Source organism: Pantoea sp. ANP04, from assembly GCF_041982285.1.
GTDB classification, from domain to species: Bacteria; Pseudomonadota; Gammaproteobacteria; order Enterobacterales; family Enterobacteriaceae; genus Pantoea; species Pantoea eucalypti.
Map to the genome: position 1 here is coordinate 277,547 of NZ_JAUTYS010000001.1, position 13,688 is coordinate 291,234.

Consider the following 13,688-nt stretch of genomic DNA (forward strand, 5'->3'; position numbering starts at 1 on the left):
TCTGTCGTTTGCAGGCTACCCATTTGATGCCTGCGCCTGGGACTACGTCACTGCTGGAGAGCATCAACAATCATGAGCACCCGACACCCTGTTATGAAGAAAACACTGATCGCACTGGCCCTGATTGCTGTGGCCGCTGGCGGCTACTATGCCTGGCAGCGCACTGCCCAGCCACAGAGCAGCAGCCAGACGGACTCGCCCGGGCCTCGAGGTGGTAAGGGCAGCGGTGACGGCGCTCGTCGGCCACTCGCCCCTGTTCAGGCAGCGACGGCTACCAGCCAGAGCGTGCCGCAATACCTTAGCGGATTGGGTACCGTCACGGCGGCTAACACGGCCACGGTGCGCAGCCGGGTCAATGGCGATCTGCTGGCGATCCACTTTACCGAAGGCCAGCAGGTCAACGCGGGCGATCTGCTGGCAGAAGTCGACCCACGTCCTTACCAGGTGGCGTTAACCCAGGCTCAGGGCCAGCTGGCGAAAGATCAGGCGACGCTGGCCAATGCCCGTCGCGACCTGGCGCGCTTCGAGAAGCTGGCAAAAACGTCGCTGGTATCGCAGCAGGAGCTGGATACCCAGCGCTCACTGGTGAATGAAACGTTGGGCACCCTGAAAGCGGATGAGGGCGGCGTCGCCAGTGCGCAGCTCAATCTGACCTACAGCAAAATCACTGCACCGATTGCCGGCCGTGTCGGCCTGAAACAGGTGGATGTTGGCAACTACGTCACCAGTGGCGACACCACCGGTATCGTCGTGATCACCCAGACGCACCCGATTGATGTGGTCTTTACCCTGGCGGAGAACAGCATCAGTTCCATTCTCAAGGCACAGAAAAGCGGCCAGCCGCTGCTGGTGGAGGCCTGGGATCGCAGTAATGAGAATTTAATCGCCAGCGGCAAACTGCTGAGCCTCGATAACCAGATTGATGTGACGACCGGCACCATAAAAATCAAAGCGCGGTTTGATAATCAGGACGACGCCCTCTTCCCTAATCAGTTCGTCAATGTTCGGCTCAAGGTCAACACCTTGCAGAATGCCGTTGTGATTCCGCCTGCCGCATTACAGATGGGCAACGAAGGCCACTTTGTCTGGGTGGTCAACAGTGACAACAAGGTGAGCAAGAAAAGCGTGATTGCCGGCCTGCAGGATAGCCAGAAAGTGGTGGTCAGCGCCGGTCTGGAAGCCGGTGAACGGGTCGTGACCGATGGTCTGGATCGTCTGACCGAAGGCGCGAAAGTCGAGGTGGTCGCGCCGCAGAGCAACGCACCGCGCGCCACCCGCGCCGCCCTGCCGTCAAAAGGAGAGCGTGAGTAATGCAGGTCATGCCTCCCGATCACAGTGGCGGGCCGTCACGCCAGTTTATTCTGCGTCCGGTCGCCACCACGCTGTTGATGATTGCGATTTTGCTGGCCGGAGTGCTGGGCTACCGGTTCCTGCCGGTCTCGGCACTGCCGGAAGTCGATTATCCGACCATCCAGGTGGTTACGCTTTATCCTGGTGCCAGCCCGGATGTGGTCACCTCCTCCATTACCGCCCCACTAGAGCGTCAGTTTGGTCAGATGTCGGGGCTGAAACAGATGGCATCGCAAAGCTCCGGCGGTGCCTCGGTGGTAACACTGCAGTTTCAGCTGACGCTGCCGCTGGATGTGGCCGAGCAGGAGGTGCAGGCGGCCATTAACTCCGCCACTAATCTGTTGCCCAACGACCTGCCCAATCCACCGGTCTACAGCAAAGTAAACCCTGCCGATCCGCCCATCATGACGCTGGCCGTCACGACGCGCAGCATGCCGCTGACGCAGGTGCAGGACATGGTGGAAACACGGGTCGCGCAGAAAATTTCGCAGGTCAGCGGTGTCGGCCTGGTCACACTGTCAGGCGGTCAGCGCCCGGCAGTGCGGGTAAAAATGAATGCGCAGGCGCTGGCGGCGCTGGGTCTGACCAGTGAAACGGTGCGAACCGCCATCAGCAATGCCAACGTTAACTCCGCCAAAGGCAGCCTGGATGGTCCGACGCGTTCTATTACCCTGTCAGCCAATGACCAGATGAAATCCGCGGAAGATTATCGCCAGCTGATTATCAGCTACAAAAATGGCGCGCCGGTGCGTCTTGGTGACGTGGCGACCATTGAACAGGGAGCAGAAAACAGCTGGCTTGGCGCCTGGGCCAATCGCGATGCGGCGATTGTGCTTAATGTCCAGCGTCAGCCTGGCGCTAATATTATCGCCACTGCAGATAATATCCGTGCCATGTTGCCCGCCCTGACGGAAACGCTGCCCAAATCGGTAGAGGTGAAACTGCTCACCGACCGCACCACCAATATTCGCGCGTCGGTAAACGACACGCAGTTTGAGCTGATACTGGCGATGGCGCTGGTGGTGATGATTATCTATCTGTTCCTGCGTAACGTGCCCGCCACGCTGATTCCGGCGGTGGCGGTGCCGCTGTCGCTGATCGGCACCTTTGCGGCGATGTACTTCCTCGGTTTTTCCATTAATAACCTGACGCTGATGGCGCTGACCATTGCCACGGGTTTTGTGGTCGATGATGCCATTGTGGTGATTGAGAACATCTCGCGCTATATCGAAAAAGGGGAAAAGCCGCTTACCGCCGCGCTGAAAGGTGCCGGTGAGATCGGCTTTACCATTATCTCCCTGACCTTCTCGCTGATTGCGGTACTGATTCCACTGCTGTTTATGGGCGACGTAATTGGCCGTCTGTTCCGCGAATTTGCCGTAACACTGGCCGTAGCGATTCTGATTTCCGCAGTAGTGTCACTCACCCTGACGCCGATGATGTGCGCCCGGATGCTGAGCGCAGAGTCGCTGCGTAAACAGAACCGCTTTTCACGGGCCAGCGAGGCGATGTTTGATCGTATCGTGGCCGCCTATGGCCGTGGCCTGAAACGGGTGCTGAATCACCCCTGGCTGACATTGTCGGTCGCGCTTGGCACCCTTGTGCTGACGCTGCTGCTGTGGATGGTGATCCCGAAAGGCTTTTTCCCGCAGCAGGACAACAGCATTATTCAGGGTACGCTGCAGGCACCGCAGTCGGTCTCCTACGCCAGCATGGCAGAGCGCACCCGCGACGTTGCCTCCATCATCATGAAAGATCCGGCGGTTGAGAGCATGACCTCGTTTGTCGGCGTCGATGGCACCAATGCCTCGCTGAACAGCGCGCGACTGCAGATTAACCTTAAACCTCTGGATCAACGCGACGACCGCATTCCGGCTATTCAGCAACGCCTGCAACAACAGGTCAGTCAGCTGCCGGGCGTGCAGCTCTGGCTGCAGGCGGTGCAGGATCTCACCATCGATACCCAGGCGAGCCGCACGCCGTACCAGTTCACGCTGCAGTCTGGCTCCCTGTCGTCGCTCAGCACCTGGGTGCCGGCTCTGCTGACCCGGCTCAGTACCCTGCCACAGCTGCGTGACGTCAGCAGTGACTGGCAGGATCAGGGGCTGGAAGCTTATGTCAACGTTGACCGCGACAGCGCCAGCCGCCTCGGTATCAGCATGGCCGATGTCGATAACGCGCTGTACAACGCGTTTGGGCAGCGACTCATCTCCACCATCTATACCCAGGCAAATCAGTATCGTGTGGTGCTGGAGCAGGATAATAACGCCACACCGGGGCTGGAGAGCCTGGAGGCAATTCGCCTTAACAGCAGTGATGGCGGCAGCGTTCCGCTGAGCGCCATCGCCCGTATTGAACAGCGTCACACGCCGCTCAGCATTAACCATCTGGACCAGTTCCCGTCGGCGACCTTCTCCTTCAACGTGGCTGATGGCTATTCGCTGGAAGATGCGGTGAAGGCGGTGTCGCAGGCGGAAGCGCAGCTGGGCATGCCCGCGGAGCTGATGACCCAGTTCCAGGGCAGTACGCTGGCGTTTGAGGCGGCGCTGAGCAGCACCGTCTGGCTGATTGTGGCAGCCATCGTGGCGATGTACATCGTGCTGGGCGTGCTCTATGAAAGCTTTATTCACCCGATTACGATTCTCTCAACACTGCCCACTGCCGGTGTCGGCGCGCTGCTGGCGCTGATGCTCAGCGGCAATGAGCTGGATATCGTGGCAATTATCGGCATCATCCTGTTGATCGGCATCGTGAAAAAGAACGCCATCATGATGATCGACTTTGCGCTGGCAGCCGAACGTGAACAGGGCATGAAGCCGGTAGATGCCATCTATCAGGCCTGTCTGTTGCGCTTCCGTCCGATTCTGATGACCACACTGGCAGCCCTTCTCGGTGCGCTGCCGCTGATGCTCAGCACCGGCGTCGGTGCCGAATTGCGTCATCCGCTGGGAATCGCCATGGTCGGTGGCCTGATTCTGAGTCAGGTACTGACGCTGTTCACCACACCGGTGATCTATCTGCTGTTTGACCGCCTGGCGCATGCTACCCGCCGACGCTTTGGCCGTACGGAGGCCGCAGAGTGAAGTTTTTTGCCCTCTTCATCCATCGGCCCGTCGCCACGACCCTGCTGACACTGGCCATCGCCCTGGCCGGGATGCTGGGCTTCCGTCTGCTGCCGGTGGCACCGCTGCCGCAGGTCGATTTTCCGGTCATCGTCATCTCGGCCTCGCTGCCGGGCGCCTCACCGGAAATCATGGCATCGTCGGTGGCTACACCGCTGGAACGCTCGCTGGGACGCATCGCGGGGGTCAGTGAAATGACCTCCACCAGTTCGCTGGGTAGCACCCGCATCATTCTGGTGTTTGATTTTGATCGCGACATTAACGGCGCGGCGCGCGACGTGCAGGCCGCCATTAACGCCGCGCAAAGCCTGCTGCCCACCGGCATGCCGTCGCGTCCCACCTACCGGAAAGTTAACCCTTCTGATGCGCCGATCATGATCATGACGCTGACCTCAGATACCTACAATCCGGGTCAGCTTTATGACTACGCCTCTACCCAGCTGGCGCAGAAGCTGTCACAGATTGAAGGCGTGGGCGATGTCACCGTGGGCGGCAGTTCGCTGCCTGCGGTGCGCGTGGCGCTGAATCCCCAGGCACTGTTTAACCAGGGCGTATCGCTGGATGCGGTGCGCACCGCTATCTCCAATGCCAATCAGCGACGACCGCAGGGCGCACTGGATGACGGTCAGCAGCGCTGGCAACTGCGAACCAATGACGCGCTGCAGACTGCCCGGGAGTATCAGCCGCTGGTGGTGCATTACAACAACGGCGCGGCGGTCAGGCTGTCGGATGTGGCGACGGTAGAGGATTCGGTTCAGGACGTGCGCAACGCCGGAATGTCACGGGGTAAACCTGCGGTTCTGCTGCTGATCCGCAAAACGCCTGAAGCGAACGTCATTGATACGGTCGATCGGATTCGCGCTGAAATGCCGCTGCTGCATGAGGTGATCCCTGCTGCCATCGATCTCGAGATTGCGCAGGATCGCTCGCCCACTATTCGCGCCTCGCTGCATGAAGTGGAGCAGTCGCTGATTATCGCCGTGGCGCTGGTGATTCTGGTGGTGTTTGTTTTCCTGCGCTCGGGCCGCGCCACGCTGATCCCGGCCGTTGCCGTGCCGGTTTCGCTAATCGGCACGTTTGCCGCGATGTACCTGTGCGGCTTCAGCCTGAATAATCTGTCACTGATGGCGCTGACCATTGCTACCGGTTTTGTGGTGGACGATGCGATTGTGGTGCTGGAGAACATTGCCCGTCACGTGGAAGCCGGCATGAAGCCGCTGGCTGCCGCGCTAAAAGGGGTGCGGGAAGTCGGCTTTACCGTGCTGTCGATGAGCCTGTCGCTGATTGCGGTGTTCCTGCCGCTGCTGATGATTGGCGGGCTGATTGGCCGCTTCTTCTCTGAGTTTTCCATTACGCTGTCGGTGTCGATTCTTATCTCGCTGTTTATCTCGGTCACGCTGACGCCGGTGATGTGCGCTTATCTGCTGAAGCCGCACGCGCCGCGCAGCCAGCCACGTCAGCGCGGGGTGGGCCGGCTACTGATGGCGATTCAGCAAGGCTACGGTCGGTCGCTTAACGTGGTGCTGAACCATGCACGCTGGGTGCTGCTGCTGTTTTTCGCCACCATCGCCCTGACAGGCTGGCTATTCGTTCATATCCCGAAAACCTTTATGCCGGAACAGGATACCGGGCGACTCTCCGGCTTTATCTCTGCCGACCAGAGCATTTCCTTTCAGGCGATGCGCAGCAAGCTGCAGGATTTTATGGAGATTGTCGGGGCCGATCCGGCGGTGGACAGCGTGGTGGGCTTTACCGGTGGGATGCGGACCAACAGCGGCTCGATGTTTATCTCGCTGAAGCCGCTGTCGGAGCGTAAAGAGAGTGCCCTTGAAATAATCGCCCGGCTGCGCACTAAGCTGGCGAAAGAGCCGGGGGCCAATCTCTATCTGAATGCGGTGCAGGATCTGCGCGCAGGGGGGCGGGAATCGAATGCTGCTTATCAATATTCATTGCTGTCGGACGATCTCGGCGCACTGCGGACGTGGGAGCCGAAAATCCGCGAGGCGTTCTCCGCGCTGCCGCAGCTGGCGGACGTGAACTCCGATCAGCAGGATAAAGGCAGCGAAATGGCGCTGACCTACGATCGTGAAAGCATGGCCCGGCTTGGCATTGATGTCTCTCAGGCCAATGCCCTGCTGAATAACGCTTTTGGTCAGCGTCAGATTTCCACTATCTATCAGCCGCTTAATCAGTACAAAGTGGTGATGGAGGTCGATCCGCGCTACACCCAGGATATCAGCGCCCTTTCACAGATGTTTGTGATAAATAGCGACGGTAAAGCCATCCCGCTGTCGTGGTTCGCCCACTGGCAGCCGGCGAATGCGCCGCTGTCGGTGAACCATGAAGGGCTGTCAGCCGCCTCGACGATCTCTTTTAACCTGCCAGAGGGTGTGTCGCTGTCACAGGCATCGGAAGCAATTGAACGGACCATGACCGCGATTGGTGTGCCCTCCAGCGTGCGCGGCAGTTTTGCCGGTACGGCGCAGGTGTTTCAGCAGTCGCAAAGCAGCCAGCTCTGGCTGATGCTGGCAGCCATTGCGGCGGTCTATATCGTGCTGGGCATCCTCTACGAAAGCTATGTGCATCCGCTGACGATTCTCTCTACCCTGCCCTCGGCGGGTGTCGGGGCGTTGCTGGCGCTGGAACTGTTCGATACGCCCTTTAGCCTGATTGCGCTGATCGGTATTCTGCTGCTGATTGGCATCGTGAAAAAGAACGCCATCATGATGGTCGATTTTGCGCTGGAGGCCGAGCGTAACGGCCAGCTGAGTGCGCGAGAGGCGATTTTCCAGGCATGCCTGCTGCGCTTCCGGCCAATTATGATGACCACACTGGCGGCATTGTTTGGCGCGCTGCCACTGGTGCTGAGCAGCGGCGACGGTGCCGAACTACGTCAACCGCTGGGAATTACCATTGCAGGCGGGCTGGTGATGAGCCAGCTGCTGACACTCTACACCACGCCGGTGGTCTATCTGATGATGGATAAATTGCGGCGCAAAAAGCGTCCGCTGACCGCCGCCGCGCAATAGCCGTAATGAGTGTGTCGGCAGGCACGGCGCGTGATGCTTTTATCGGGGGGATCGATGACTACGCAAAGCACAAACGTCCGCTGGCAACTGTGGATCGTTGCCATCGGCTTCTTTATGCAGACGCTGGATACCACCATCGTCAATACCGCGATCCCATCGATGGCGCACGATCTGGGAGTCAGTCCGCTGCACATGCACTCGGTGATCGTCTATTACGTGCTGACGGTGGCGGTGATGCTGCCGGTCAGTGGCTGGCTGGCGGATCGTTTTGGCGTGCGTAACGTTTTCTTCTGCGCGATTCTGCTGTTCAGTATCGGCTCGCTGCTGTGCGCCATGTCCGGCACGCTGGATCAGCTGGTGCTGTCGCGCGTGGTTCAGGGGATTGGCGGCGCCATGATGGTCCCCGTGGGTCGTCTGACGGTGATGAAAATCGTGCCGCGCGAGCAATATATGTCCGCCATGACCTTTGTCACCCTGCCCGGCCAGATTGGCCCCCTGCTGGGTCCGGCACTGGGCGGTGTGTTAGTAGAGTACGCCAGCTGGCACTGGATCTTTCTCATCAATATTCCGGTCGGCATCGCCGGCGCTATCGCCACTCTGATGCTGATGCCCAACTACAGCATGCAGACGCGGCGCTTTGATTTCGCCGGGTTTATCCTGCTGGCCGCTGGCATGGCTACCCTGACACTGGCGCTGGATGGCCAGCGCAGCAGTGGTGGCTCACCGCTGTTACTGGGTGCCATGATTCTCGTTGGCCTGTTCTCTCTGCTCTTCTACCTGATACATGCACGCGGCAATGATAATGCGCTGTTCAGCCTGAAACTGTTTGATAACCGCGTTTATGCCATTGGTCTGCTGGGCAGTTTTACCGGCCGCATCGGCAGCGGCATGCTGCCCTTTATGACCCCTATTTTTCTGCAGATTGGCATGGGCTACAGCCCGTTTCACGCCGGTCTGATGATGATTTCAATGGTGCTGGGGAATATGGGGATGAAGCGCATAGTGGTGCGCATCGTCAATCTTTACGGCTACCGCAACGTGCTGGTGATGTCGACGGTGGCGCTGGCGCTGGTGGTCCTGCTGTTCCCCCTGGTGGCGCTCATGGGTTGGGTCTGGCTACTGCCGCTGGTGCTGTTTCTGCAGGGCATGGTCAATGCCATTCGCTTCTCTTCAATGAATACCCTGACGCTGAAGGAGCTGCCCGATGAGCTGGCATCCAGCGGCAACAGCCTGTTGTCGATGATTATGCAGCTGTCGATGAGTGTTGGCGTCACCGTCGCCGGGCTGTTGCTGGGCGCATTTGCTCATGAAAACATGGCGAACAGCACCGCGAATCACTCAATGTTTATTTATACCTACCTTTGCATGTCGCTGATTATTCTTCTGCCCGCGCTGGTGTTCTGGCGCGTTCCGCCACAGACGAATGCCAACGTTGATTTGCGACGCCGGAGAGAAAAATGAGAGTTAACCTGCGACTGGGCATCGGTGCCAAACTGTTTATGGCGATTTTCGCTACCTGCATGCTGGTCCTGATCACCATGCACTGGGGCGTTCGGATGAGTTTCGAGCACGGCTTTGTCGACTACATTAAACGCGGCAACGAGCAGCGGTTAAACCTGCTCAGCGATGCCCTCGCCGATCAGTATGAGCAGCACGGCAACTGGGATTTCTTGCGCCATAACGATCGGCTGGTCTTTACCATGCTGCGCTCGCTGGAGCAGAATCCCGACAGCAACAGCCAGCTACCGCCGCACGGCTGGCGGACCCAGTTCTGGATCCTCGACCAGCAGTATAAAGTGCTGGCCGGACCAAAATCGCCGGTGCCACCCGAAGGCACACGACGCAACATCACCACCAGCAACAATAAAGTGGTCGGCTGGGTGATCGGCTCGCCGCCGGAGCGGCTGACGCGCAGCACCGATATTAACTTTGATCAACAGCAGCGGCGCACCAGCTGGATTATCGTGGGGCTTTCAACGCTGCTGGCGGCACTGGCGACGTGGCTGATGGCGCGCGGTCTGCTGGCGCCGGTCAAGCGACTGGTCGACGGCACCCATCATCTGGCGGCCGGTAATTTTGCTACCCGCGTGGAGGTCAGCAGCCGGGATGAGCTGGGCCAGCTGGCCGGTGACTTTAACCTGCTTGCCAGCTCGCTGGAGAAAAACGAGAGCATGCGGCGCGCTTTTATGGCCGACATCTCCCATGAGCTGCGCACGCCGCTGGCGATCCTGCGCGGTGAACTGGAAGCGATGCAGGATGGGGTGCGCAAACTGACGCCGGAAGCGATCGCCTCGCTGCAGAGCGAGGTGGTGGTGCTGACCAAACTGGTGGACGATCTGCACCAGCTGTCGCTGTCGGATGAGGGTGCCCTTGCCTACCGCAAACAGGCCACCGATCTGGTTCAGTTGCTGGAGGTGACGGCGGGCAGCTTTGCCGAACGCTATCGCGCACACGGCCTGACGCTGAAACTGAATCTGCCCGAAAACGCCCCGTTCTTTGGCGATCCCGACCGGCTGATGCAGTTATTCACCAACCTTCTTGAGAACAGCCTGCGCTACACCGACAGCGGTGGCCGCGTTGAAGTGACACTGAAGTATGAAGCGCCCCACTGGTGCATCGATTTTGATGACAGCGCACCTGGCGTGGATAAAGAACATCAGGTGCAGATTTTTGAGCGTTTCTTCCGCACCGAAGGCTCGCGCAACCGCGCCAGCGGCGGCTCGGGTCTGGGACTGGCCATCTGTAAAAATATCGCTGATGCACATGGTGGCGATATTCATGCGTCGCACTCTGATTTAGGTGGACTGAAAATCGCGCTACACTTGCGCTATGTTCCCCTTGTGTAAACGCTTATGAGCCAGGAAAACCACGACCCGCTGATTCTGGTGGTCGAAGATGAGCCGAAACTGGCGCAGCTGATGATCGATTATCTGCACGCCTCAAACTACCGTACCCATCACATCGCCGACGGCAACGCGGTGCTGGAGTATGTGCGTCAGACGCCACCCGACCTGATGCTGCTGGATTTAATGCTGCCCGGCACCGATGGCTTAACGCTTTGCCGTGAAATCCGTCGTCATTCCGAGCTGCCGATTATTATGGTCACCGCGCGTACCGAGGAGATCGATCGGCTGCTGGGATTAGAGCTGGGCGCGGATGACTACATCTGCAAACCCTTCAGTCCGCGTGAAGTGGTCGCACGGGTCAAAACGATTCTGCGCCGGGTCAGGCGTTCAGCGGAAGAGCCGCAAAGCGCCTCGTTGCTGCGGGTCGACGAAAGCCGCTTCTTCGCCAGCTGGCGCGAAAAGCCACTGGATCTAACTCCGGCGGAATTCCGCCTGCTGAAAACGTTGTCGCTGGAACCGGGCAAGGTCTTTTCACGTGAACAGCTGCTCAACCATCTTTATGATGACTACCGCGTGGTCACGGATCGCACCATCGACAGCCATATCAAGAATCTGCGGCGGAAGCTGGAGAACCTCGACAGTGAGCAACCTTTTATCCGCGCTGTTTACGGGATGGGCTATCGCTGGGAAGCCGATGCCTGTCATTTGATCTAGTTTGATCCCGATCAATTTACTTCCCTTTTCTCACTGCCTACAATTCCGCACCCTTTGCAGGGCTTAATGGTCCTGCACCTGTCGCCTGAAGCGACATACTGACCTGACATCAGTGAGAAGATCATGAAACCCGAACTGCTTTCCCCTGCTGGCACGCTAAAAAACATGCGTTACGCCTTTGCTTATGGGGCCGATGCCGTCTATGCCGGCCAGCCGCGCTATAGCCTGCGGGTGCGCAACAACGAATTTACCCACGAAAATCTTGCGCTGGGCATCAATGAAGCGCACGCGCTGGGCAAAAAATTCTATGTGGTGGTGAACATTGCACCGCATAACGCCAAGCTGAAAACCTTTATTCGCGACCTTACGCCGGTGGTGGAGATGCAGCCTGACGCGCTGATCATGTCCGATCCCGGTCTTATCATGCTGGTGCGCGAGGCTTTTCCGACGATGCCGATTCACCTGTCGGTGCAGGCCAATGCGGTCAACTGGGCCACGGTAAAATTCTGGCAGCAGATGGGGCTGAGCCGGGTAATCCTGTCACGCGAGTTATCGCTGGAGGAGATTGGCGAGATCCGCCAGCAGGTGCCGGAGATGGAGCTGGAAGTCTTCGTTCATGGCGCGCTCTGTATGGCCTATTCCGGTCGCTGCCTGCTGTCAGGCTATATGAACAAGCGCGACCCGAATCAGGGCACCTGCACCAATGCCTGCCGCTGGGAATATAAAGTGCAGGAAGGCCAGCAGGATGAGGTGGGGAATATCGTCGGTATTCACACGCCTGTCGCAGTGCAGGATGTCACGCCGGTGCTGGGCATCGGTCAGCCTACCGACAAGGTGTTTCTGCTGGAAGAGAAGATGAAACCTGGCGACGTGATGAGCGCGTTCGAAGATGAGCATGGCACCTATATCATGAACTCGCGGGATCTGCGCGCGGTCGCGCATGTTGAACGGCTCAGCGAGATGGGCGTTCATTCGCTGAAAATCGAGGGGCGTACCAAGTCTTACTACTACTGCGCCCGCACCGCCCAGGTATATCGCCGGGCGATTGATGATGCCGCTGCCGGGAAGCCGTTTGATCCGTCACTGCTGTTAACGCTGGAAGGTCTGGCCCATCGCGGCTATACCGAAGGCTTCCTGCGCCGCCACACGCATGACAGTTATCAGAATTATCAGCAGGGTTTTTCCGTGTCCGATCGCCAGCAATTTGTCGGCGAATTTACCGGCGAGCGTCGGAATGAGTGGGCTGAAGTGGCGGTGAAGAACAAGTTTATGCTGCACGACAGCGTGGAGATCATGACGCCTGAAGGAAACCTCAATTGTCAGCTTGATGCGCTGCAGAACGCGCGCGGCGAACCCACAGAGGTTGCGCCGGGCGATGGCCATCGCATCTGGTTGCGGGTGCCGCAGGAAGTCGATCTGCGTTTTGCACTGCTGCTGCGCAACTTCGATCACGGTGAAGATACCCGGGATCCACATAATCGTTTACCAACGGAAACATTTTGAGGAAATCAGAACAGGATCACAGACCCCTGTTCAGCGCTGCTTTATAGTCCTGCCTGCTGCTAATGAGTAACAACAAACGGCAGATTTACCTGGAACCACCTCATTTACCCGCCCGGCTCCCCCGTGCGGGTTTTCTTTTTTCTCTCTTTCGCCAATTATTTACTGCTGGCAGCTATGTTATAAATTCCCCTTCTTACTCTGTAGATCTCCAAGGAACGCAAAATGGATAATAAACCGCTAACGCTACTCATTCTGAATGGGAAAGGCGCGGGCAATGATGATCTGCGCGAAGCCATTACTGCCCTTCGTGAAGAAGGCTTCGATATTGCGGTGCGTGTCACTTTTGAAAAAGGTGATGGCGACAGGTACGTCAAAGAGGCGATTGCGCTGCAGGCGGAGACGGTGGTAGCAGGTGGTGGCGATGGCACCATCAACGAAATCGCGACGGCGCTGGCGGCATCGAATGCCGATCATCGCCCGGTGCTGGGCATCCTGCCGCTGGGAACGGCCAACGATTTTGCCACCAGCGTGGGCATCCCGGAAGAGATGGAACCGGCATTGCGCCTGGCGATCCAGGGCAAAGCCAGCACCATCGACCTGGCCCAAGTGAACCAGGATCACTACTTCATTAACATGGCGACGGGTGGATTTGGCACCCGTATCACCACGGAAACCCCGGAAAAGCTAAAGTCGGCACTGGGCGGTGTTTCCTATTTTATTCACGGCCTGATGCGCATGGATACGCTGAAACCTGACACCTGCGAGATCAGCGGTCCCGATTTCAACTGGCAGGGTGATGCGCTGGTCATTGGCATTGGTAATGGACGTCAGGCGGGCGGTGGTCAGCGACTCTGCCCTTCGGCCCTGATTAACGATGGCCGGCTGGACGTCAGCATTGTCACCGCACAGGAGCTGCTGCCGACCCTGTTGCACTCGCTGACGGGCGACGACGACAATCCGGGCATCGTCACCGCACAGCTGGAGTCACTGACCATCCGTTCTCCGCATGAAATGACCTTTAACCTTGATGGCGAGCCGCTTTCGGGACGGGAATTCGTGATTGAGGTGATGGCGGGCGCATTAAGCTGTCGCCTGCCACCACAGTGTGAACTCCTTTCCTGAGC

Annotated in this window: 8 protein-coding genes; all 8 read left to right on the forward strand. The window is 58.4% G+C overall.

From position 1 onward, the window contains the following. Nucleotides 1–72 precede the first annotated feature (72 nt). The 8 genes from Q7C21_RS01245 to yegS all read left to right on the forward strand — a co-directional run bounded on the left by Q7C21_RS01245 (nucleotide 73) and on the right by yegS (nucleotide 13,686). Nucleotides 73–1,311, forward strand: a complete 1,239-nt coding sequence (locus tag Q7C21_RS01245) for an MdtA/MuxA family multidrug efflux RND transporter periplasmic adaptor subunit (RefSeq protein ID WP_182629541.1) — start codon at nucleotides 73–75, stop codon at nucleotides 1,309–1,311. Next, nucleotides 1,311–4,433, forward strand: a complete 3,123-nt coding sequence (locus tag Q7C21_RS01250) for an MdtB/MuxB family multidrug efflux RND transporter permease subunit (RefSeq protein ID WP_078804578.1) — start codon at nucleotides 1,311–1,313, stop codon at nucleotides 4,431–4,433. The genes Q7C21_RS01245 and Q7C21_RS01250 overlap by 1 nt, the downstream gene beginning before the upstream one ends. Next, nucleotides 4,430–7,501 carry a multidrug efflux RND transporter permease subunit MdtC gene (gene mdtC, locus Q7C21_RS01255; RefSeq protein WP_004571271.1) on the forward strand — a complete coding sequence of 1,024 codons (3,072 nt, stop codon included), beginning with the start codon at nucleotides 4,430–4,432 and terminating at the stop codon, nucleotides 7,499–7,501. The genes Q7C21_RS01250 and mdtC overlap by 4 nt, the downstream gene beginning before the upstream one ends. A 54-nt stretch (nucleotides 7,502–7,555) precedes the next feature. Continuing rightward, on the forward strand, nucleotides 7,556–8,962 hold the full coding sequence (locus Q7C21_RS01260; protein WP_140916245.1) for an MFS transporter: 1,407 nt from the start codon (nucleotides 7,556–7,558) through the stop codon (nucleotides 8,960–8,962). Further along, nucleotides 8,959–10,347 carry a two-component system sensor histidine kinase BaeS gene (gene baeS / locus Q7C21_RS01265; RefSeq protein ID WP_004571269.1) on the forward strand — a complete coding sequence of 463 codons (1,389 nt, stop codon included), beginning with the start codon at nucleotides 8,959–8,961 and terminating at the stop codon, nucleotides 10,345–10,347. The genes Q7C21_RS01260 and baeS overlap by 4 nt, the downstream gene beginning before the upstream one ends. A gap of 6 nt (nucleotides 10,348–10,353) precedes the next feature. After that, complete coding sequence (gene baeR, locus Q7C21_RS01270; RefSeq protein WP_004571268.1) at nucleotides 10,354–11,061, forward strand: two-component system response regulator BaeR; 708 nt, start codon at nucleotides 10,354–10,356, stop codon at nucleotides 11,059–11,061. 120 nt (nucleotides 11,062–11,181) lie between these two features. Beyond that, nucleotides 11,182–12,564, forward strand: a complete 1,383-nt coding sequence (yegQ, locus tag Q7C21_RS01275; protein WP_375150328.1) for a tRNA 5-hydroxyuridine modification protein YegQ — start codon at nucleotides 11,182–11,184, stop codon at nucleotides 12,562–12,564. A gap of 222 nt (nucleotides 12,565–12,786) precedes the next feature. Then, nucleotides 12,787–13,686: a lipid kinase YegS gene (gene yegS / locus Q7C21_RS01280; protein WP_375150277.1), complete on the forward strand. Its 900-nt coding sequence runs from the start codon at nucleotides 12,787–12,789 to the stop codon at nucleotides 13,684–13,686. The last annotated feature ends 2 nt before the right edge of the window (nucleotides 13,687–13,688 follow it).